The organism is Leisingera sp. ANG-M6 (assembly GCF_000813905.1).
GTDB lineage: Bacteria > Pseudomonadota > Alphaproteobacteria > Rhodobacterales > Rhodobacteraceae > Leisingera.
In genome coordinates, this window is record NZ_JWLG01000006.1 from 103,096 (window position 1) to 125,167 (window position 22,072).

General features: G+C 62.4%; 20 protein-coding genes and 1 pseudogene. 13 read left to right on the forward strand and 8 right to left on the reverse strand.

The genetic code is table 11. The features are described from left to right. Together RA24_RS04120 and dusA are read right to left on the reverse strand one after the other, a co-directional pair. Positions 1 to 855, reverse strand: a complete 855-nt coding sequence (locus RA24_RS04120) for a sulfite exporter TauE/SafE family protein (RefSeq protein WP_039190031.1) — start codon at positions 853 to 855, stop codon at positions 1 to 3. 87 nt (positions 856 to 942) lie between these two features. Further along, positions 943 to 1,938 carry a tRNA dihydrouridine(20/20a) synthase DusA gene (gene dusA / locus RA24_RS04125; protein WP_446720208.1) on the reverse strand — a complete coding sequence of 332 codons (996 nt, stop codon included), beginning with the start codon at positions 1,936 to 1,938 and terminating at the stop codon, positions 943 to 945. A gap of 302 nt (positions 1,939 to 2,240) precedes the next feature. Here dusA and RA24_RS04130 point away from each other — a divergent pair. Next, positions 2,241 to 3,926: pseudogene (locus RA24_RS04130) on the forward strand (acyl-CoA synthetase). 84 nt (positions 3,927 to 4,010) lie between these two features. Here RA24_RS04130 and RA24_RS04135 read toward each other — a convergent pair. Then, positions 4,011 to 4,727 carry an SDR family NAD(P)-dependent oxidoreductase gene (locus RA24_RS04135; protein ID WP_039190038.1) on the reverse strand — a complete coding sequence of 239 codons (717 nt, stop codon included), beginning with the start codon at positions 4,725 to 4,727 and terminating at the stop codon, positions 4,011 to 4,013. A gap of 229 nt (positions 4,728 to 4,956) precedes the next feature. Between RA24_RS04135 and RA24_RS04140 the strand changes: the two genes are divergently transcribed. Both RA24_RS04140 and RA24_RS04145 read left to right on the forward strand, forming a co-directional pair. Continuing rightward, positions 4,957 to 5,511, forward strand: coding sequence for a sigma-70 family RNA polymerase sigma factor (locus RA24_RS04140; RefSeq protein ID WP_019295416.1), 555 nt, complete (start codon positions 4,957 to 4,959; stop codon positions 5,509 to 5,511). Continuing rightward, positions 5,512 to 6,147, forward strand: a complete 636-nt coding sequence (locus RA24_RS04145) for a ChrR family anti-sigma-E factor (protein WP_039190040.1) — start codon at positions 5,512 to 5,514, stop codon at positions 6,145 to 6,147. Positions 6,148 to 6,172: 25 nt separating this feature from the next. On the opposite strand, the gene RA24_RS04150 is transcribed toward RA24_RS04145, so the two are convergent. Together RA24_RS04150 and RA24_RS04155 are read right to left on the reverse strand one after the other, a co-directional pair. After that, a complete protein-coding gene (locus RA24_RS04150; RefSeq protein WP_039190042.1) occupies positions 6,173 to 6,898 on the reverse strand; it encodes an SDR family NAD(P)-dependent oxidoreductase in 726 nt (241 codons plus the stop codon). Continuing rightward, on the reverse strand, positions 6,895 to 7,665 hold the full coding sequence (locus RA24_RS04155) for a DUF1365 domain-containing protein (RefSeq protein WP_039151798.1): 771 nt from the start codon (positions 7,663 to 7,665) through the stop codon (positions 6,895 to 6,897). The genes RA24_RS04150 and RA24_RS04155 overlap by 4 nt, the downstream gene beginning before the upstream one ends. Before the next feature lie 124 nt (positions 7,666 to 7,789). Here RA24_RS04155 and RA24_RS04160 point away from each other — a divergent pair, with 124 nt between their 5' ends. From RA24_RS04160 to RA24_RS04195, 8 genes are all read left to right on the forward strand, one after another. Beyond that, positions 7,790 to 9,139 carry an NAD(P)/FAD-dependent oxidoreductase gene (locus RA24_RS04160; RefSeq protein ID WP_039190045.1) on the forward strand — a complete coding sequence of 450 codons (1,350 nt, stop codon included), beginning with the start codon at positions 7,790 to 7,792 and terminating at the stop codon, positions 9,137 to 9,139. Further along, positions 9,078 to 10,235 (forward strand): SAM-dependent methyltransferase, encoded by a 1,158-nt coding sequence (locus RA24_RS04165; RefSeq protein WP_039151802.1) that lies wholly within the window; start codon positions 9,078 to 9,080, stop codon positions 10,233 to 10,235. Before RA24_RS04160 ends, RA24_RS04165 begins: the two co-directional genes overlap by 62 nt. Next, positions 10,228 to 10,719 carry a hypothetical protein gene (locus tag RA24_RS04170; protein WP_039190047.1) on the forward strand — a complete coding sequence of 164 codons (492 nt, stop codon included), beginning with the start codon at positions 10,228 to 10,230 and terminating at the stop codon, positions 10,717 to 10,719. Before RA24_RS04165 ends, RA24_RS04170 begins: the two co-directional genes overlap by 8 nt. Positions 10,720 to 10,721: 2 nt before the next feature. Continuing rightward, entirely contained in the window at positions 10,722 to 11,948 is a 1,227-nt protein-coding gene (locus RA24_RS04175; RefSeq protein ID WP_039190108.1) for an MFS transporter, read from the forward strand. Next, positions 11,945 to 12,493 carry a DUF3833 family protein gene (locus RA24_RS04180; RefSeq protein WP_039151803.1) on the forward strand — a complete coding sequence of 183 codons (549 nt, stop codon included), beginning with the start codon at positions 11,945 to 11,947 and terminating at the stop codon, positions 12,491 to 12,493. Before RA24_RS04175 ends, RA24_RS04180 begins: the two co-directional genes overlap by 4 nt. 19 nt (positions 12,494 to 12,512) lie before the next feature. Continuing rightward, the gene (locus RA24_RS04185) at positions 12,513 to 14,069 is read left to right on the forward strand and encodes a cryptochrome/photolyase family protein (protein ID WP_039190050.1); all 1,557 of its coding nucleotides are present in this window, start codon (positions 12,513 to 12,515) and stop codon (positions 14,067 to 14,069) included. Positions 14,070 to 14,827: 758 nt separating this feature from the next. After that, on the forward strand, positions 14,828 to 15,016 hold the full coding sequence (locus tag RA24_RS04190; RefSeq protein ID WP_039190052.1) for a hypothetical protein: 189 nt from the start codon (positions 14,828 to 14,830) through the stop codon (positions 15,014 to 15,016). 2 nt (positions 15,017 to 15,018) lie between these two features. After that, positions 15,019 to 15,576, forward strand: a complete 558-nt coding sequence (locus RA24_RS04195; RefSeq protein ID WP_039190054.1) for a hypothetical protein — start codon at positions 15,019 to 15,021, stop codon at positions 15,574 to 15,576. A 135-nt stretch (positions 15,577 to 15,711) separates the two neighbouring features. Here RA24_RS04195 and RA24_RS04200 read toward each other — a convergent pair whose 3' ends face one another. The 3 genes from RA24_RS04200 to RA24_RS04210 form a co-directional block, all read right to left on the reverse strand. Further along, positions 15,712 to 17,115: a TRAP transporter large permease gene (locus tag RA24_RS04200; protein WP_039151811.1), complete on the reverse strand. Its 1,404-nt coding sequence runs from the start codon at positions 17,113 to 17,115 to the stop codon at positions 15,712 to 15,714. A 5-nt stretch (positions 17,116 to 17,120) separates the two neighbouring features. Continuing rightward, the gene (locus RA24_RS04205; protein WP_039190056.1) at positions 17,121 to 17,771 is read right to left on the reverse strand and encodes a TRAP transporter small permease subunit; all 651 of its coding nucleotides are present in this window, start codon (positions 17,769 to 17,771) and stop codon (positions 17,121 to 17,123) included. Positions 17,772 to 17,854: 83 nt separating this feature from the next. Then, complete coding sequence (locus RA24_RS04210) at positions 17,855 to 18,871, reverse strand: C4-dicarboxylate TRAP transporter substrate-binding protein (protein ID WP_039190059.1); 1,017 nt, start codon at positions 18,869 to 18,871, stop codon at positions 17,855 to 17,857. 493 nt (positions 18,872 to 19,364) lie between these two features. Between RA24_RS04210 and acs the strand changes: the two genes are divergently transcribed. Together acs and RA24_RS04220 are read left to right on the forward strand one after the other, a co-directional pair. Continuing rightward, positions 19,365 to 21,326 (forward strand): acetate--CoA ligase, encoded by a 1,962-nt coding sequence (gene acs, locus RA24_RS04215; protein WP_039190061.1) that lies wholly within the window; start codon positions 19,365 to 19,367, stop codon positions 21,324 to 21,326. 7 nt (positions 21,327 to 21,333) lie between these two features. Then, the gene (locus tag RA24_RS04220) at positions 21,334 to 22,017 is read left to right on the forward strand and encodes an adenylate kinase (RefSeq protein ID WP_039190066.1); all 684 of its coding nucleotides are present in this window, start codon (positions 21,334 to 21,336) and stop codon (positions 22,015 to 22,017) included. Positions 22,018 to 22,072: the final 55 nt, after the last annotated feature.

Below are 22,072 nucleotides of genomic sequence, written 5' to 3' on the forward strand. Positions count from 1 at the left end.
CTAGTACCCGAAAGCTTTGCGCAGCATGTTCAGTGCCACCAGCACCAGAAACGCCCCGAACACCCGCTTCAACGGCTTGGGATCCATCGCATGGGCCAGTTTCACGCCCCACGGCGCTGTAATCAGCGTCATGGCGATAACGATGAAGAACGCCACCAGATTGACCGCGCCGATGGTGAAGGGCGGCTTGGTTGCAGGGTCGACGTTCAGCAGCAGAAAGCCCGCCACAGAAGGTACCGCGATGATCACGCCAAAGCCAGCGGCGGTCGCCACCGCCCGGTGCACGGCAACCCCGTGCAGCGTCATCAGCGGCACCCCGAAGCTGCCGCCGCCAATCCCCATCAGCACCGACAGGAAACCCAATGCCGGAGACAGCACAGCGCGCTTGCCCCCTTTGGGCATTTCCTCGGCCAGCCTCCACTCCGACCGGCCCAGCCCCAGATAGCAGCCAATCACCAGCGCCAGTCCGCCAAAGACGCCTTGCAGCACGGTGGAGCGCAGGGCGGAGGCCGCCAGCACGCCGACAATGGCGCCAAGCGCAATGCCAATCCCCCAGCTGCGCAAGATCTCCCAATCCACCGCGCCCTTCTTGTTGTGGCTCATGACAGAACGCAGCGAGGTCACGATGATGGTCGCCAAAGAGGTCGCCAGGCAAATCTGCATCAGCTGGTCGCCGCCATAGCCAAGGGTCTGGAAAGCATAGAAAAACGCAGGCACCAGCACGATGCCGCCGCCCACGCCCAACAGCCCCGCCAGCACGCCGGCAAAGGCACCGATCACCACCAAAAGCCCAGCCATCTGTATCAGCAACGCGGGCTCAGGCCACAGGGCGGCGGTCATGGCAGGATCGGTCATGCGGGGCACCTCGGGCTTTTGCGTTTGCGGCAAAGGGTTAGCCGCCGGACCCGGAATGCACAAGACACTCACGCGTGAGGCGTTCCGTCACGCTGCGGCGCGGTTCTCCACTTGCGCCAGCGCGTCCATCACCAGCTCCGGCCCGGCATCCGCCCGGCAGGCACCCTCGGACAGCATCCGCCGCCACTGCCGTGCCCCGGGCTTGCCAGCAAACAGCCCCAGCATGTGCCGGGTGATCTGGTTCAGCTTGGCGCCTTCACTCAGCCGCGCCTCGATATAGGGCAGCATCTGCCGCACCGCCTCGCCCGCATCGCTTACTGCACCGGTGCCGTAAATCTCAGGATCTGCCGCGCACAATACACCCGCAGGCTGGTGATAGGCCGCACGGCCTACCATCACCCCGTCCAACCCGCGCTCCAGATGCGCCTTGGCCTCAGCCAACGTGGCAATGCCGCCGTTGATCGAGATATGCAGGTCCGGAAACGCCGCCTTCATCCGGTGCACCAGATCATAGTCCAACGGCGGGATGTCCCGGTTCTCCTTCGGCGACAACCCCTGCAGCCAGGCCTTGCGGGCATGGATGGTCACGCGCTGGCAGCCCGCCGCGCGGATCTTCTCCAGGAAATCCGGCAATACCTGTTCCGGCTCCTGCTCATCCACGCCAATACGGCATTTGACGGTGACTTCCACATCCACCGCTTCGCGCATGGCAGCCACACAATCGGCCACCAGTTCCGGCGTCTGCATCAGCACCGCACCAAAGGCCCCGGATTGCACCCGGTCGCTAGGGCAGCCGCAGTTGAGGTTGATTTCGTCATACCCCGCATCAGCCCCCAGCCGCGCCGCCTCTGCCAGTTCCTGCGGATCGGAGCCGCCCAGCTGCAGCGCCACAGGATGCTCCTCAGGGTTGAACTCCAGCAAATGCAGCGCCTGGCCCCGGACCAGCGCCGGCGCCGTAACCATCTCGGTATACAGCAGCGTCTCCCGGCTCAACAGCCGGTGCAGATAGCGACAGTGCCGGTCGGTCCAGTCCATCATGGGTGCCACGCTCAAACGCGCTGATTTTTGTGCATTATTTTTCAACACGTTAACTCCATATGACTTTTTTGGCCCCGTAGCACTATTCCCCCGATTTCGCCGGTTTTCCGCGGATTTTCGGGAGTTCTCGATTCGAGCGTGCTACGGTGTAGCACATCCGAGGCTTACAAACAGCGGCGCCAATGCAGCTGGTTCCTGGCCCGGGCACCTCCGGTTCCATCTTCCGTGTTTCCTTCGGAATTCGGCTATCAAACCCCAAAAACTTTTCGTGCGCGCGAACCGAATTCCTTATCATCGAAATCAAGATGGGATGAATTCCATGACCAGTAGCAAGAACAGCTCGATGGATGTGCTCGGCTTTGTTGCAGAACTTGCCCAATGGCAGGAGCTATAAGATAAGGACGGACAACCCGTACAACACCGGTCTGGACCGCCCCCCCCGCAAACTATCAGCCGCTGACGCCGCTGACCTTCCTGGAACGCGCAGCCAGCGCCTTTCCGGACCGCACGGCGATTTTGCATGAGTCCCTGCGGCGCAGCTACGCGGAGTTTTTTGCGCGGTCGCGGCGGCTGGCCTCGGCCTTGGCCAAGAACGGCATCCGCCGCGGCGATACCGTGTCGGCGCTGCTACCAAATACCCCGGCGATGCTTGAGTGCCATTACGGCGTGTCTATGTGCGGCGCGGTGCTGCATTCGATCAAGACAAGGCTGGATGCAGCGGTGATTGCGTTCCAGCTCGACTACGCGATGTCGAAATTGGTAATCGTGGACCGGGAATTCATGCCGCTGATGCAAGAGGCGCTGGCGCTTGCCACAGTCTCGCCGGTTCTGATCCAGTATGATGACCCAGAGTATGACGGTGTGCCGGCAGATTCGGAGGCCGCCGACTACGAGGTGTTTCTGACCCGCGGCAACCCGGAATTCGCCTGGCTGATGCCGGAGGACAAATGGGATGCGATCTCGATCAACTACACCTCCGGCACCACCGGCGACCCCAAGGGCGTGGTTTCGCACCACCGGGGCGCCTATCTGCTGGCGCAGGGCAACGCGCTGACCACGTCGATGCAGAAACACGCGGTCTATCTCTGGACCCTGCCGATGTTCCACTGCAACGGCTGGTGCTTCCCATGGACACTGTCCGCCATCGCAGGCACCCATGTGTGCTTGCGGCAGGTGCGGGCCGAACCGATCTGGAACGCCCTGGCGGACGAGGGCGTGACCCACCTGTGCGGCGCCCCCATCGTGATGTCGCTGCTGATCTCGGCACCCGCAGAAGCCAAGCGTGAACTTTCCCAGCCGGTGCAGTTCTTTACCGCCGCCGCGCCGCCGCCGGCAAGCCTGCTGGCGGACATGAAGGCCGCAGGCTTTGAGGTGACCCACCTTTATGGCCGACGGAAACCTACGGTCCTGCGGTGGTCAATGACTGGCACCACAGCTGGTCGGACCTGCCGCCTGCCGAACAGGCCGCGCTGAAAGCGCGCCAGGGCGTGCGCTACCTGCCGCTGGAGCAGCTGGACGTACTGGACCCGGAGACCATGCAGCCGGTGCCGCGCGACGGCCAGACCATGGGTGAGGTCATGTTCCGCGGCAACGTCGTGATGAAGGGCTATTTCCGCAATCCCAAGGCCACCGAGGAAGCCTTTGCCGGCGGCTGGTTCCACTCCGGCGATCTGGGTGTCATGCACCCTGACGGCTACATCCAGCTCAAGGATAGGTCGAAAGACATCATTATCTCGGGTGGTGAGAACATCTCCTCGATCGAGGTCGAGGAAGCACTTTACTGCCACCCGGCTGTTGTGGAGGCTGCCGTGGTGGCAATGCCGCACAAAAAATGGGGCGAAACTCCCTGCGCCTTTGTCGAACTGGTTCAGGGCCAGGAGGCCGACGCGGAGGTCCCGCGCAGCTGGTGCCGCGACCGTCTGGCGCCCTACAAGGTTCCGGGCAGGTTCGTGTTCATGAATATTCCAAGAACCTCGACCGGCAAGATCCAGAAATTTGCGCTGCGCGAGCAGGCAGGGGAAATCACGACCTGACCACTCAAGCACGGGGCGTGTGCATTCGATACGCTACAGAGGTGCGGCTTCCACTTACGCCGCCTTCTTGCTCCACATTTCGGTTCAGGGATCGATGCAGCTTCCGTCCCAAGCGAAGCAGTGTCCGCTCTGCGATGGCGTCAGAGTCTGGACTACAGCCATCATCCGGGAAACCGAGTATTGCGGTGAAAAGCGCTTGTCCGGGGCAACGTTGCGCAGAAACGGCTGGGACAGGCCGCTTTCCACCGTGCCGGGATGCAGCCCGACGGCAATGGCCTCTGGATTGCGGCGGCGGATTTCTATCGCGGCATTGCGGATGAACATGTTCAGGGCTGCCTTGGACGCCCGGTAGGAATACCAGCCGCCCAGATGATTGTCGGAGATGCTGCCGACGCGGGCGGACAGAGCGGCAAAGACCCCGCGCCTGTCACGCGGCAGCAAGGGCAGAAAGTGCTTTGCGGTCAGGGCCGGGGCCACCGTGTTGGCCGAGAAGAGCTCCAGGAGTTTCTCGGCGCTCAGCTCTCTCAGGGTTTTCTCCGGCGTGATATCCCCTTGGTGCAGGATCCCGCCGGCCAAGATTATCAGGTCAACTGCGCCTTTCCCCGCGGCCTGCCCCGCTGCGGCTTGCAGGCTGTCTTCATCCAGGTAGTCCACCTGCAAAGTCTGCACGCCGGGCGGCGCTGAGGCTTTCGGGCGACGGGACAGGCTGTGAATGCTGGCCTGCGGGTATTTCCGGGCCAGTTCGTTGAGGAAGGCCGACCCGATCGCTCCGGACCCGCCGCTGACAACTACATTGCGCATCGCTGAACACTTTCTTGCAGAAGGTTTCATGTGTTACGCCGCGCAGCCGGAGGCGGATCAGGTCTTGGTGCCCTGGCCGCCCAGCGGGGTTTCCGGGCGTGCAAAAATTGCGGCGGCCCATGATCCAACTTCCACACCAGTCCGTATCCGGACTATGCTGACACTAAACTTGGACAGGCCGCCCGATAATTTCACCGTGCTTCGGGCTTCCCCTGAGGGCAAAGCAGTAGTGTCAAACGAGCAAACCTATTCGCAGCTCACCGTCTGGCTGCTGGCGGTGCGTGATCACCGTGACCGCGCGGCGTTCGGTGACATGTTTGACTACCTGGCACCGCGCCTGAAGGGATTTGTCATCCGCTGCGGCGCGCAGCCGGCGCTGGCTGAAGAGATTGTTCAGGACGTCATGCTCACCATCTGGCGCAAGGCGGGGATGTTCGATCCGCACAAGGCGCAGGCGTCGGCCTGGATTTACCAGATCGCCCGCAACCGCCATATCGATATCGTCCGCAAGGAAAACCGGCCCGTCCCCGATGAATTGGGCGAGGACCCCGGAACGGAACCCGATGCCAGCCAGATCCTGGCCCTGGAGCAGGAAACCCTGCAATTGAAACAGGCCATCGAGCAACTGCACCCCGATCAGAAAGAAATGATCGAGAAGGCCTATATCGGGGATTTGACCCATCAAGAGATCAGCACCCAGACAGGCTTGCCGCTGGGTACAGTAAAGTCACGTATCCGCCTTGGCCTCGGGCGGCTGCGCAAGGAACTAAAAGGATTGCGTTGAATGCCTGCAATCACACATCACATCCCCGCCCCGATGATCGCGGCCTATGCCTCGGGCAGCCTGCCGCACGCCTTTTCCATGGTTGTTGCAAGCCACCTGTCGCTGTGCCACGACTGCCAGGCAGCGCTTGGCGCGCATCAAGCCGTCGGCGGTGCGCTGCTGGAAGAGGCTTCTTGCGTGGCGGTGTCGCAGGACGCGAAATCAAACCTCATGGCGCAGCTGGATGAGCCTGCCGCGCCGGAGCCGCTCTATGACGCCAAGGGGATCTACCCGGGGCCGGTGATGCAGTCCCTGAAGGGGCAGCCGCTACGCTGGAAAACGCTGGGCATGGGGGTCAAGCAGAACATTCTGTTTGAGGGTCAGGGCGGATCTGCCCGGCTGCTGTATATCCCTGCGGGCCAGGCGGTGCCGGATCACAGCCACAACGGGCTGGAGCTGACGCTGGTGCTGCAGGGCAGTTTCAGCGACGAGACCGGGCGGTTTGGTGTCGGGGATGTCGAAATCGGCGATGAAACCCTGGAGCACACGCCAGTTGCGGATGCCGGCGATCCCTGCATTTGCCTGGCCGCCACCGATGCGCCGCTGCGTTTCAAGGCGTTCATGCCGCGTCTGCTGCAGCCCCTGTTCCGGATTTGAAGCATGCGGCCGAGGGCTGCCAGCCTCACTTGCCGCGGTAAACCAGCCAGTCGGGCAAAAGGTTGAACGCCTTGATTGCGTAAGAAAAAGGCCGGGGGAAGTCCGTTCTGAACCGGCGCGATTGCATGGCGGCCACCAAATGTCCGGCGGCGTCCTCCGGTTCCATCAGCTGCGGCATCTTGAAACTGTTCTTGTCCGTCAGCCGGGTTTTGATGAAACCCGGGTTGACCACGCGCACGGTGACGCCGCTGTCCTTCAGATCATGCCGCATGGTTTCCGCAAGGCTGATCAGCGCAGATTTGCTGGCGCCATAGCCGATGGAGGCGGGCAGCCCCCGGTATCCGGCCAAGGAGCCGACCAGCGTGATATCGCCCCGGCCCGCCTTCACAAATTCAGGCACCACTTGTCCCAGAACCCGCAGCGCGCCTGTGAAATTCACATCGCTCATCCCCAGCGCAGCCTCGCTATCCCAGTCCTGAGTGCGCATCGGCTCATAGGCGCCTGCGTTGTAGATGACGCCATCCAGCGGCCCGGCAAGACGGGCAGCCTTTCTGACCGAGTGCATATCGGTCACATCCACAGGCACCGGCTTTGCCCGGCACAGCTCATGTGCCAGCGCTTCCAGCGCATCCTCTGACCGCGCCGAAAGGATCAGCCGGGCGCCGGTCCGGTCCAGCTGCCGGGCAATCTCGCGCCCCAGCCCGTGGCTCGCCCCGACCAGCCAGAAGGTCTTGCCTTCAAACTGCGTCACGCCTTGCCGCCCGAGAAGGTCGAGCTGTCGGAGATCAACGGTTCCGGCGGCTCCGGCTTCTTCAGAAACGGCGCGCGCTTTACCCAAAGCTTAAGCGCCTGCCAGTAGATCAACGCCACCACACGGGCAGCTCCCAGCGGCCTGCGCAGGGCGGCGCGCAGCAGCCCGCCGGTGGTCACCGGACGGCGCAGGCCATTCAGCGTCGCCAGCACGCCCTCGCGTCCATTGGTGTAGGAAATCCGGATGTTGAACGCCCGCTCCGTCATCTCGAAATTGAACCGGTAGCGCCCCGCCACCTGTTGAAACGGCGAGACATGCATCAGCTTCTCCGCTTCGATCACCTCGCTGCGCTGGATCGGACGGAAATCAGGATGGGCCGCAAAATAACAATGGCGGTCGCCGAAGGTGTTGTTCACCTCGGCTATAAAGGCCCGCGGGCTGCCATCCTTGACCGCGATCCAGAAGCTGACAGGGTTGAAATGAAACCACAGGAAACTCGGCTGGGTCAGCAGCAGCAGCTGAGCGCCTTGCAAGGGAAACCCGCGCCGCTCCAGCTCCTCTCGGAACCAGGCGGCGCCGCGCCCGTTGCCGAGGGGGCCGCCGTGGCGGCGGTCGTGGATCGAGAACAGGTTGAAGCAGTTGCGCGACAGCAGCGGCGGCGCGCCATCAGTCATGTCGGTCAGAATGAAGTCCACGCCGTAGCGGAAGGCATTCTTCAAGCGGCCCCGGCGCGCATGAAAGGTCTGTGCTGCAACATGTTCGATCATGCAGTGGTTACGCAGCCGCTGCCGCCCCGGATCACCCGCAAGCACAGTTTTATCGGGAAAGAAGTGATCCGCATTCTTGCTCCCGGCGTATCAGGTCCAAACATCAGCAAGGGAAAACCGACGCATGCTGGATCAAACTCAGGGACCGCGCCGCAAGATCGCCATCGTGGGAGGCGGTATTTCCGGGCTCTCCGCGGCGTATTACCTGTCTGAAAGACATGACGTTACCTTGTTTGAGGCCGCCCCCCGACTGGGCGGCCACGCGCGCACCGTGCTGGCGGGCAAGAATGGCGATCAGCCGGTGGATACCGGCTTCATCGTGTTCAACTATGCCACCTACCCCTACCTGACCCGGCTGTTCCGCGAGCTGGATGTGCCTGTGATCAAAAGCGAGATGAGCTTTTGCGCCAGCATCGACGACGGCCGTCTGGAATACGGGCTGAACAATCTGCGAATGCTGGCGGCACAGAAACGCAATCTGGTGCGGCCGCAGTTTCACAAGATGGTCGCCGATATCGTGCGCTTCGGCAAACGGGCCGAGGCCGCCGCCACCGACGACAACAAGACCATCGGCGAGCTGGTGGAGGAGCTGGGTCTGGGCAGCTGGTTCCGCAACCATTACCTGATGCCAATGTGCGGCGCGATCTGGTCGACCCCGGTCACCGACGTCGACGCTTTTCCGGCCAAATCGCTGGTCCGCTTCTTCCGCAACCACGCACTGCTGGCCGGGACGGGCAAACACCAGTGGTGGACCGTCAAGGGCGGCAGCATCGAATATGTCCGCCGCCTGGAAGCCGCCCTGGTTGCGCGGGGCTGTGAGATCCGCACCGGCAGTCCGGTCGAGCAAGTCACCCGTCAGGCGGGCTGTGTTTCGGTGCAGGCGCAGGGCGCGGACCCGCGCCTGTTCGATGACATCATCCTTGCCTGCCATTCCGATCAGGCGCTTGCCATACTGGGGGCTGATGCCACCCCGGCCGAGGCCGCGGCGCTTGGGGCAATCCGCTATCAGCCCAACACCGCGGTTCTGCATTGCGACAGCGGGCAGATGCCCAAGCGGCGCAGCTGCTGGTCCAGCTGGGCCTACCGCAGCCAGGACGGCGGCGTCGGCGTTACTTACTGGATGAACCGCCTGCAAAGCATTCCGGAAAGCGATCCGCTGTTCGTGACCCTGAACCCCACCCGGCCTATTCCTGCGGGTAAGGTTTATGACACGGTGGAATTCTCCCACCCCGTTTTCGACAAGGCAGCCCTGCGCGCCCAGCGACAGATCCGGACGATACAGGGGCAGAACAACACCTGGTTTGCAGGCGCCTACAACCGCCACGGCTTTCACGAAGACGGCATCGCCAGCGCCATGCGGATTGTCCGCACAATGAATTCTCTCACCCCTTACCTGGCCAAAGGAACAGATCATGGCATTCACGGACAAAGCCCTTCAGTCGGAATTTCTGACGGTCTGCGCGCGACTGCGTGAGGGCCGGCTGACGCTGCGCACCCCGGATGGCGCGCGCTATGAATTCGGCGACCGCGGCCCCGAGGCGGAAATGCAGATCAATGACTGGGCCGCGGTTTCCGCGATGGCGGCGCACGGCCAGGTCGGGCTGGGCGAGGCCTATGTGCAGGGCCTGTGGGACACGCCGTCAGTGGACGGCCTTATGCAGCTGGCAATGCGCAACCGCGAGCATCTGGGCAGCTACGATCAGGCCAGCCCCCTGAATCGCGCCAAGTTCCGCGTTGTCGACACCCTGCTGCGGGCGAATTCCAAACGCGGAGCGCGCAAAAACATCCGCGCCCATTACGATGTAGGCAATGAGTTCTACCAGCTGTGGCTGGATGACGGCATGACCTATTCCTCCGGGTTGTTCGAGGCGGAGGGCGATGATCTGGCGCAGGCGCAGACCCGCAAGAACGCCCGCATCCTTTCGCGGCTGGGCGGTGGCGAACGGGTGCTGGAGATCGGTTGCGGCTGGGGCGGCTTCGCCGAACAGGCCAGTGCCGCGGGCCGCGACGTGACCGGTGTCACCATCTCGCGCAACCAGCACAGCTATGCCGAAAGCCGCCTGGATGGGCGCGCCGACATCCAGCTGCGCGACTACCGCGATATCGAGGGCAAGTTCTCCAGCATCGTCTCCATCGAGATGATCGAGGCCGTGGGCGAGCGGTATTGGCCCAGCTACTTCGCCAAGCTCAAAAGCAGCCTTGCCGAAGGCGGACGGGTGCTGCTGCAGGCGATCACGGTGCGGGATGACTTCTTCCCGACCTACCGGACCTCCTCCGACTACATACGCCAATATGTCTTTCCCGGCGGTATGCTGCTGTCTGACCAGGTGATTGCGCAGCAGGCAAAATCGGCCGGTCTGCAGGTCGCGGACAGTTTCGCTTTCGGCCAGGATTATACCCGCACCTGCCGGATCTGGGCGCGTCGTCTGGCCGCGCAAAAGCGCCGGATCATGGATCTGGGATACGGCGAGGCCTTCTTCCGCAACTGGCAGTATTACCTGGAGATCTGCGCCGCCTCCTTTGCCATCGGCCACACCAATGTTGTGCAGGTGGAGCTCGCCCATGCGTAAGCTGCTCCTGACCCTCTGCCTGCTAGCGGTCCCAGCGGTCGGCTTTGCCTCTCCGGTTCAATCCCTGCTGCCGGGGGCCGAACAGCGTGGCGCGGCGACGTTCCGGCTGCTTGGCCTGCCAGTTTACCAGGCCCGGCTCTTCACCAAGCGTGCCGCGCCTTTGGACTGGTCGCAGGATTTCGGAATCGAACTGACCTATCAGCGAAAACTGAGCCAGGATGACTTGGTCGACGCAACGCTGCGCGAGATGCGGCGCCTTGGGTATTCCGCACCCGGCCGCCCCCGGTTCGAGGCCTGTTTCAAAGGCGTCTCCCCCGGCGACCGTTATCTGGCCGTGAGCCAGGGTCCGGACCGGGTCAGGTTTCTGCGCAATGGACGCACCGCCTGCACGCTGAACCAAGCGGGTATCAAGCGCAGCTTTATGTCGATTTTTGTGGGCGAAAACACACGCTCCGCCCGATTCACCCGCGCGCTTCTGGGCTAATGATGCTGTATCCCCGGGTCAGCCTCTATGCGATGATGCTCGCCTCTGCGGGGATCCCTCTCTACATCCACCTGCCGCAGTTTGCGTCGGTGAACCTGGGGATCGGCCTGGGGGCGCTTGGCGGCATCCTGTTGGGGATCCGCCTGTTTGATCTTGTCCAGGACCCGCTGATCGGCTGGGCCATCGACCGCTGGCCCGGGGCGCAGCTTTGGTTCGCGCTGCTGGCAGCGGGTGGACTGGCAATAGGCTTTCCGCTGCTGTTCGGCCTGACGGCAGGCCCCCTGGTGGTGCCCAAGCTTGTGCTGATCCTGCTTCTGCTGTTCTCGGCCTACAGCCTGGGCATGATCCTGCTCTATGGGCGCAGCGCCACCTTGGCCAAACGCGCTGCCCCGCGTGAACTGCTGACGCTGGCGGCCTTCCGCGAAGCGGGCATGCTGAGTGGTGTGATCTTTGCCTCCATCGCACCCGGCGTCCTGGTGGCGCTTGGAGCCGCGGGTCAAGGCTATGCGGCCTTTGGCCTTGTGCTGGGAGGCTTTGCCCTGTTCACCGCCGCTGCAACCCGGCCGGTCTGGATGCGTTCGGCAGTCACCGGCCAGCCGCTGTCGGCGATGGCCCTGACGCAGGCTGGCGCGCTGCGCCTCCTGTGCCTGGCGATGCTCAACAGCCTGCCGGTGGCACTGACCTCCACCCTTTTCTTGTTCTTTGTCGAGGACCGGCTGAACCTGCCTTCATACGCAGGGCCGCTGCTGGTGCTGTTCTTCCTCTGCGCCGGGCTCAGCGTGCCGCTGTGGGCGCGCCTCAGCCAGCGGATCGGAGCGAAACAGACGCTGCTGATCGCCATGCCACTGGCCATCGCCAGCTTTGCCGGCGCTGCTGTCCTGGGGCCGGGCAGCCTGCTGGGCTTTGCGGTGATCTGCGCGGTGTCGGGCGCCACGCTGGGCGCAGACATGGTGCTGCTGCCCGCCATGTTCAGCATCGCGCTGACCCGCGCGGGCCTCAACGCCTCTGCGGCCTTTGGCATCTGGTCCTTTGCCGGCAAGCTGGCGCTGGCCCTGGCCGCCGCCCTGGCGCTGCCGCTGCTGGAGCAGCAGGGCTTCCGGCCCGGAACGGACAACAGCCCGCAAGCGCTTAGCGCCCTTGCTGTGTCCTATGCAGTCCTGCCCTGCGTCCTGAAAACCGCCGCCTTCGCCTTTGCCCTGACCCTGCCATCAGAAAGAGCAACAGCATGAAACTCCTGACCCTCTGCCTCGCGATCGCTCTTCTTGCGATGATCGCGAAAACCTACCTGTTCAGCTTTCGGTTCCAGTCGCCGCCGGATTATGCGGACACAGGCCCGCACTTCATCCTGACCGAACACCTGTCCGGTGAAATCCTGTCTGAAGGGGTGATCTTTGGTCCCACCGGTAAGATGGCCAACAGCTTTACCGCCAAAATGGTTGGCGAATGGGACGGCAGAACCGGCACGCTGAGCGAAGAGTTCACTTATTCCAACGGCGTCACCCAAAGCCGCAAGTGGTTCCTGACCCTTGGCCCCGGCAACACCTTCACCGCCACAGCCGATGACTTGGTGGGAGAGGCTCAGGGCATCGTGTCCGGCTCAACGGTGCAGCTCCAATATGAAATCACCCTGCCCGAAAGCGCCGGCGGGTACACCCTGAAAGCCACCGATTGGCTGTACCTGACCGCTGACGGGGTGATCATGAACCGGGCCGAGATGCGCAAGTTCGGCGTCAAGGTTGCCGAGCTGGTTGCCACCATGCGGCCCGCACCATGACCCGTCCTGGCGGCGCGGCATGACCGCAGAACGCGATCCGGCTGCAGCTGGAAATCTCATACTCATTCTAGGCGATCAGCTCAGCCGCAGCCTTTCCTCGCTGCGGGACGCGGACCCGTCCCGCGACATCCTGCTGATGGCGGAGATTGCAGAAGAGGCGTCCTATGTCCGGCACCACAAGAAGAAAATCGCGTTTGTGTTTTCGGCCATGCGCCACTTCGCCAAGGAGCTGGAGGCCGACGGCTGGCAGCTGCGCTTTGTGCGGCTGGACGATCCCGAGAACACTGGCAGTCTGACGGGCGAGATCGACCGGCTGCGCGCGGACCATCCGGAGGCACGGGTGGTGGTCACGGAGCCCGGAGAATACAGGCTGAAATCCGCGCTGCTGGACTGGGCGGAACAGGCGGGCGCCGCCCTGGACATGCGGCAGGACAGCCGCTTTCTCTGCTCCCATCAGCGGTTCCGCAAATGGGCCGAGGGGCGCAAGCAGCTGCGGATGGAGTATTTCTACCGCGACATGCGCCGCGATACCGGGCTGCTGATGGACGGCGATAAGCCGGAGGGCGGCAAGTGGAATTTCGACCACGAGAACCGCAAACCCGCCGGGGGCGGATTGTTCCTGCCACGCCCGCCGCAAACCCCGCCCGACGGTATCACGGAGGATGTTCTGGACCTGGTCGACGCCCGGTTCGGCGGCCATTTCGGTTCTCTGCGCCCGTTCTGGTTTGCGGTCACCCGGGACGGCGCGCTGGAGGCGCTTGAAAGCTTCGTTGAACAGGCGCTGCCGGATTTCGGCGACTATCAGGACGCCATGCTGGAGGGGGAGCGGTTCCTCTACCATTCGGTCCTGTCGCATTACATCAATGCGGGCCTGCTGGAACCGCTTGAGGTCTGCCGCCGGGTCGAGCGCGCCTATTACGAGGGCCTCGCGCCGCTAAACGCGGCCGAGGGGTTCATCCGCCAGATCATCGGCTGGCGCGAATACATGCGCGGGATCTACTGGCTCAACATGCCAGGCTATACAGAGCGGAATTTTCTGGAGGCCACCCGCCCCCTGCCCGGCTTCTACTGGACAGGCGAGACAGACATGGCCTGCCTGTCTGCCGCCATCACCCAGACCCGCGACGAAGCCTATGCGCATCACATTCAGCGGCTGATGGTAACGGGGAATTTCGCCATGCTGGCGGGCGTTGACCCGCATCAGGTGCACGAATGGTACCTTGCGGTTTACGCCGACGCCTATGAATGGGTCGAGGCGCCGAATGTGATCGGCATGAGCCAGTTTGCCGACGGCGGCCTGCTGGGATCAAAACCCTATGCCGCCAGCGGCAACTACATCAACAAGATGTCGGACCACTGCTCCAGCTGCCGTTACGATGTGAAGCACAAGTCCGGCGCGGGGGCCTGTCCGTTCAACACGCTCTACTGGGACTTCCTTTCGCGCAATGCGGACAAACTGCGCGGTAACCCCCGCCTGCGTCAGGTCTACAGCATCTGGGACAGGATGAGTGCCGGACAGCAAGACGAATATCTGGAAACTGCCCGGCAGGTACTGGAGCGGTATTGTGACGAATAACCTTGCCTTATGTAATTTTGCCTGTCCGTCCACAAGCGCCGGATCGCGTTCCTATCGACAACTCAGAAAGTACTGGGGAATTCACCTTGTAGCTTGCATGCCATTAGTCGAAATATCCGCGTCTTGGATGCTGACACATACGAGGGTGTTTTTTTTAACTGATCTACTCGTCACTTCGCACTCGCAAGGAATGGCTTTTCTATGTTGTTGCACCGCGGCATCCAGCCAAGAAAACGAATGCCCGAATTGGGCCGAGGCTGTGTTGAAACTCCCAGAGACTGCAAACTGCAGACGGGCATCGGCAAGTATTCATGGCATATTTGATTGAGGGCGTGAACTGGATGACATACCACCAGAAAACGGGCCCGCTGCTCAGCTTGCCTCAAACTAAGACAAGAAAAGACAGAGCTGCTGGCAAACGGAAGAAATTTAGCGCCGATCGCATCACCACTCTCCTTCATGTAACGTTGCGGACCCAGCTTGGAAATCCCATGCGGTCAAGGGCAGTCACTGCATCAAAGTCATCCTAAGACAACGTTGATTGCCAGGCTCACATTGCACCCCCATTGAACAATTTTCCTGAGCTTGCGGTCGCAGGTGTTTCTTCGAGATTTCGGTATGAACCCCGAAAAACGCCCTGCCCCGCAATGAACTGAGAGAAAGCAGCCTCTCAAAACGAAAACCGCGCAGTCGAAAGGAAAAACAGCCGCTCTTGAAGCCGTCAGCAACCCCGCCGCGGCGCTGCACAGGAGAATACCATGTTCGACCTTAGTCATGACACATTGAAAGAGCAGCGTGATTTCATGTCCTCACACGACGAGGCGCTTCAAAATGCGTCCGTCCTCCTAGGTGGCCAACCCGCTCTGCGCCGGACCCAGGCGCTTCTCGACGAAATCAAGTTGGCCCAAGGGCTAACACGAAGATTGAACGCACCGTTCACAAGCTGACGGTGGAAGCGATCATCTTGGGCCGGTTGCTCGCAGAAGAATGGCTCGAAGGAAGTCTGGTTACAAAAGGATCGACCCGGCTGATCATCTTGGAAGACTTACGGTCTCGCCGGGAGCGTGGGGGCCTCGTGGGCATCGACCAAGATCTGATCGAGCTCATGGGAGAGCAAATCCGCTATACGCAGAATGAAATCCGCTACGGCAAAGGCGATGCCGCGATTTCGCAAGATGTGGATGTGGATTGGGAACAGGATCAAAAGGTCATCGACTACGTGAACTGGCCTACCGCTGGAAACAATTCAAAGCCGCCAAGATCGCACTGGATGACAAACTGGCCGCCATCCGCGACGCAGATGTCCTTCTGGCCAAGATCCTGTGAGATGTCAGCGGAATGGCCAGGACATTTCGCGCTGTCCTGGCACATTCATTTGGAGACCAAACAGAAAGGATGCATCCTCGAACAAATAAGGCCCGGCTTCACGATCAGGAAGGGACGGCTGCTACGTATGTGCTACACGCAAAATTCAGAACTGAAAAACCACACAAAATCAGCGCACTAAAATCAGTCGCACAAATCCGTCATCGGCGCCACGCTCAAACGCGCGGCCTGGTGCAGGGGGGGCAAAATCTCTGATGCCGCGCCATATAGGCCCTGCACCGCCCGCTGCCAAGCCGCAGCGCAAAGCTCCCCGCTGCTAGCCCGCCAGGGACGGAAGGTAGAGAACAATCCCGGGGAAGGCGACCAGCAAGGCAATCGTCACTGCATCGGCGATGAAGAACGGCGTGACGCCGCGGAACACATCCTGCACGCTCAGATCCTCGCGCACGCCGGCCACCACGAAACAGTTCAACCCGATGGGCGGGGTGATCAGGCAGAACTCGGCCATCTTCACCACCAGGATGCCGAACCAGATCGCGCACATGGTACCGCTCATGCCGAATGCGCTGTCCGCCGCGGCGACGCTTTCGCCGCCATTCAGCGCCATCACTGCCGGGTAGACCACCGGCAGGGTCAACAAGAGCATCCCGATGGCATCCATGAACATCCCCAGCACCGCATAGGCCAAGAGGATGCAGATCAGGATCAGCATCGGCGACATCTCCAGAGAGGTGATCCAATCCGAAAACGCCCCTGGCAGATCCGCAAAGCCAAGGAAGCGCACATAGATCAGGACGCCCCAGATGATGGTGAAGATCATCACGGTAAGCTTGGCGGTCTCCAGCAGCGCCGACTTCAGCTCCGCCCATTTCATCCCTTCCTTCAGCGCATAGAGAAACACGATGAAGGCGCCGATGGCACCGCCTTCGGTCGGGGTGCCCCAGGCATCGCCGCCAAAGGGGTTGTAGACAAAGCAGATGATGATCACGACCACCAGAACGATGGGCAGCGCGCCCGGCAGCGCCGCGAACCGCTGGCCCCAAGTAAATCCCTTGACCGGCGGGCCGACGGATTTGAAGACCACCGCGATGCCAACAATCAGCAGGCCATAGATTATTGCGGAGAAAGCGCCGGGGATGAAGCCTGCCAGCAGCAGCTTGCCCACGTCCTGCTCAACAATGATCGCGTAGATCACCAGAATGGCGGAGGGCGGGATCAGCGATGCCAGGGTGCCGCCCGCCGCCACCACACCAGCAGCAAAGCGCTTGTCATAGCCGATCGCCAGCATTTCCGGGATGGCGATGCGGGCGAAGACGGCGGAGGTCGCCACGGAGGCGCCCGACACGGCAGCAAACCCAGCTGTGGCAAAGACGGTGGAGACCGCCAGCCCGCCCGGCAGCCAGGCGATCCAGCGTTTGGCGGCCACAAACAGCGCGCGGGTCAGACCTGCGTAATAGGCGAGATATCCGATCAGGATGAAGGTCGGAATAAGGCTCAGTGCCTGGCTGGACACCTTGGAGTGCGGCACCTGACCTGCGGTCTTGACCGCGATGGTCAGCGCTTTGCCAAAGCGCGCCGGGTCATAGCCGAACTTGGCCCAGAAGATCCAGATGAGACCCGCAAGCCCCGCCATGCCGGCAGCAAAGGCCACCCGCATCCCCAAAACCACCATGGCCAGCAGGCCGCCCGTGACCCACAGGCCGATTTCAATCGGTTCCATCTGCCTTACCCCTGCCCGCTGCCGTTTGTGTCATGGCCGGCCAGCTGGTCCGCCTCAGCTGCCGCCTGCTCTGCCGCGCTCTGGATCAGCGGCACCGCCACCGGCGCCTCCAGCCCCAGCACCAGCGCCCGCCCGTAGCCCCAGACCTGCAGCATCAGCCGCAGGGACAGCACCGCAAAGGCCACCGGCGCCAGCAGCTTGGCGGGCCAGATCGGCAGGCCGATATCGATGGAGCTGTCGCGGCTCCACAGCGGCGCAGCAAAGTCGAAGGAGCGCAGGAAATGCGACCAGCTGCCCCAGACCAGCGCCAGGAACAGCAGCAGGATCAGCACAACCGAGACCAGCTCGAACAGCCACAGTGCACGTCCCCTCAGTGCGCCGATAAAGATATCCATGCGGATGTGGCCGCCCTGACGCTGCACATAGGCAATGCCCATGAATGCAATCAGCGGCATGATCTGCTCGATCCAGTCGACATAGCCGGGCAGCGGCGCATTGGCCGCGTTGCGCCCGCCGACCGAAACCACCGCCAGGATCATCAGGGAGAACACCGCCAAGCCGCTCAGCAGTGCCAGCAACTGCTCTGCTTTCAGCAATCTTCGGTCCAGCCTGCTGATCAGGCTGCCATCCTCTAGCACCGCCGCGCTGCCTGCCATGCCCTGCCCCCATCATTTCCGTAGTATCAAAGACAAAAAGGGGCCGGTGCTGTCCTGCCCGGCCCCTTTTTATTGCGTCAGGCTTAGCTGCCCGAGCGCACGTCGCTCAAGGTTTTCTGCACCAGGTCATAGAGCTCCTGCGCCGGCAGGCCTTGCGCGCTCATATCCTCGATCCACTTGGCACGGATCGGGTCGGCGGCCACCTTGCGGAACTCGGCCAGTTGATCATCAGAGATCATCACCTTCTCGACGCCCTTCTCTTCCAGAACGCCGTCCCACTTGGTCAGCAGCGCGCCGTAGTTTTCCAGGTAGTGGGCAATCGCCTCCTCCACTGAACTGTCCAGTGCCTCGCGTTCGGCGTCGCTCAGGGCGTCATAGGCATCGGTGTTCACCACCACCGGGCAGTTCACGGTGCCAGGGTTCAGGTTTGCGGTCCACCAGTCGGCCTTGTTGATGGTGCCAAAGCTGAGATGCGCGTGCTGGGCAAAGGCGACAGTGTCGACAACGCCGGATTCCATGGCGTTGTAGGCTTCCGTTGCGGTCACCGAAGTGGGAACCGCACCCACGGCAGAGAACGCCTGGCCGATGCCGCCGGTGGCGCGCACCCGCATATCCTTGAACTCCGCCAGCTCGTCGCGCGGTTCACCGGTGCCGACGATGTTGTACTGCGGCATCGGTGAGGTCATCAGCAGTTTGGCGTTCCAGCGCGCCAGATCCGCCTGCACCGCCGGATGGGCATAAACCGCATGGCTGACCGCCACTTCCTCCTCCAGCGTGTTCACGCCCAGGAACGGCAGTTCCAGCACGGTAATAGTCGGGTTCTTGTCGCGGTGGTAGCCGGCGCAGAACTGCGCCATCTCAAAGGCGCCAATGGAGATGCCGTCGAGGTTTTCCTTGTTCTTAGACAGCCCGCCATAGCTGATGTTCAGGGTGAACTCGCCGCCGGTTTTCTCGCTCACCAGCTCCGCCAGCTTCTCCACATGTTCAGTGAAGGCGCGGCGCTTGCCCCACAGGGACACGTTCCACTCGGTGGCCGCAGCTTCCCCGGCAATGGCAAAACCCGCAGCAGCCGCCACGGCGGCAGTCAGAAATCTGTTCATGATGTAACTCTCCCGAATTGCGCCCTTGTGACTGCCGGCAAAAGGAAATCCGGCCTGGACGCTTGGCTGTCAGGCTAGCGGCAGGGATGCGCCCTGCCAAGCCCCCCGGCGGCAAAGGTGACGCAGCGACTCGCGCCGGGCATCTGGCGCCCGTTCCGCCCCGCCGGCACAATTTGCCGCAGGCTTCAGGCCGTCCCAGCCTGCGGCAGGACGCCGCTGCCGGGGCAATAGCGGCCCCGCAGGCAGCTATCAGCGTGCCCAGGACTTTACAGAAAAGGCCTTTAAAACAAGCGCTGGTATGCGCCGGCATGCAAATTACTTTTCAAACCCATCCTAAACCTTGAAATTCGTTTACAGATAAATCCTTTGATACCGGCATTTTATTCACAAATTTTCAGACTGCGGTATTATCTGGCCCCAGGAGGAAACGGTTTGACAGCCACGGCACAGCGTTGTCGTTTGTCTTGCCAATAAAATTCTGGGAGGAAACCGAATGAACGCGCTGCACGCAGACGCTGTCTATCCGCCGTCCGACGAAACCGTTGCCCGCGCGCATGTGAATGCCGCCAAGTATCAGGAGATGTATGAAGCCTCGCTGTCCGATCCCGAAGGGTTCTGGGGCGAACAGGGCAAGCGCATCGACTGGATCAAGCCCTTCACCCAGGTGAAGGACGTGAACTACAACTTCGGCAATGTCTCGATCAACTGGTATGCCGACGGCACCCTGAACGTCTCCGCCAACTGCATCGACCGCCACCTGGCGGCCCGCGGCGATCAGACCGCGATCATCTGGGAACCGGACAGCCCCGAAGAAGACGCACAGCACATTACCTACAGCGAACTGCACCGCCGCACTTGCCGGATGGCCAACATCCTGGAGTCGATGGGCGTGCGCAAAGGCGACCGGGTGGTAATCTACCTGCCGATGATCCCCGAAGCGGCCTATGCCATGCTGGCCTGCGCCCGCATCGGCGCCATTCATTCCATCGTCTTTGCCGGCTTCTCCCCCGACGCGCTGGCGGCCCGGATCAACGGCTGCGACGCTAAGGTGATCATCACCGCCGACGAGGCGCCGCGCGGCGGCCGCAAGACTCCGCTCAAGTCGAACGCCGACGCAGCCCTGCTGCACACCAAGGACAGCGTGAAATGCCTGGTGGTCAAGCGCACCGGCGGCCAGACCACCTGGGTCGACGGCCGCGACTACGACTACAACGAGATGGCGCTGGAAGCGGATGACTACTGCGCGCCCGCCGAGATGAACGCCGAAGACCCGCTGTTCATCCTTTACACCTCCGGCTCCACCGGCCAGCCCAAGGGCGTTGTGCACACTTCCGGCGGTTATCTGACCTACGCCGCGATGACCCACGAGATCACCTTTGATTACCACGACGGCGACATCTACTGGTGCACCGCGGACGTGGGCTGGGTCACCGGCCACAGCTACATCGTCTATGGCCCGCTCGCCAATGGCGCCACAACGCTGATGTTCGAGGGCGTGCCGACCTACCCCGATGCCTCCCGCTTCTGGCAGGTCTGCGAAAAACACAAGGTGAACCAGTTCTACACCGCCCCCACCGCCCTGCGGGCGCTGATGGGCCAGGGCAACGAATGGGTCGAAAGATGCAACCTGAGCGACCTCAAGGTGCTGGGCACCGTAGGTGAGCCGATCAACCCGGAAGCCTGGAACTGGTACAATGAGGTTGTCGGCAAGGGCAAATGCCCGATCGTCGACACCTGGTGGCAGACCGAGACCGGCGGCCACCTGATGACCCCGCTGCCGGGTGCCCATGCGATGAAGCCGGGCGCAGCGATGAAACCTTTCTTCGGCATTCAGCCGGTGGTCCTGGACCCGCAGTCCGGCGCCGAGATCGAAGGCAATGGCGTCGAAGGCGTGCTCTGCATCAAGGACAGCTGGCCGGGCCAGATGCGCACCGTCTGGGGTGATCATGAGCGCTTCGAGAAGACTTATTTCTCCGACTACAAGGGCTATTACTTCACCGGCGACGGCTGCCGCCGCGACGAGGACGGCGATTACTGGATCACCGGCCGCGTCGATGACGTGATCAACGTCTCCGGCCACCGCATGGGCACCGCCGAGGTTGAAAGCGCGCTGGTGGCCCACGCCGCCGTGGCAGAAGCCGCCGTGGTCGGCTACCCGCATGAGATCAAGGGCCAGGGCATCTACTGCTACGTGACCCTGATGAACGACCGCGAGCCGTCGGATGCGCTGCTGAAGGAGCTGCGCACCTGGGTTCGCACCGAGATCGGCCCGATCGCCTCTCCGGATGTAATCCAATGGGCGCCGGGCCTGCCGAAAACCCGCTCCGGCAAGATCATGCGCCGCATCCTGCGCAAGATCGCCGAGAACGACTTCGGCTCCCTCGGCGACACTTCGACCCTCGCCGATCCTTCGGTGGTCGAAGACCTGATCGAAAACCGTGCGAACAAGGGGTGATTGAACGATGAATATGGCAGTTATGACCCGCCCCGCCGTTCTAATCCTGCTGGGGCCTCCGGGCGCCGGCAAGGGCACCCAGGCGCGGATGCTTGAGGAAAAATTCGGCTATGTGCAGCTGTCGACCGGCGACCTCCTGCGCGAGGCGGTTGCCGCCGGCACGCCCGCCGGCCTTGCCGCCAAGGCGGTGATGGAGGCAGGCCAGCTGGTCAGCGACGAGATCGTGATCAACATCCTGCGCGACCGTCTGGCAGAGCCCGATTGCACCAAGGGCGTGATCCTCGACGGCTTTCCCCGCACCACCGTTCAGGCCGAGGCGCTGGACGGTCTGCTGGCGGAAACGAACCAGAAGATCAACGCCGCGATCAGCCTGGAGGTGGACGACGCCGCCATGGTCGAGCGGATTTCAGGCCGCTACACCTGCGGAGGCTGCGGCGAAGGCTATCACGACAGCTTCAAACAGCCCGCGGAAGCCGGCAAATGCGACAAATGCGGCGGCACCGAGATGAAGCGCCGCGCCGATGACAATGCAGAAACCGTTGCCAGCCGGCTGGAGGCCTATCACGCGCAGACCGCGCCGCTGATCGCCTACTACGGCGGCAAGAATGTTCTGAAAACCACAGATGCCATGGGCGGTATCGACGACATCGCCCAGGACATGGCGGCCATCGTGACCAAGGCCACCAGCTAACAACCAAGAAACGGGGCCTGCCCTGACCCGGCAGGACCCCGTCCCCGGACATTGG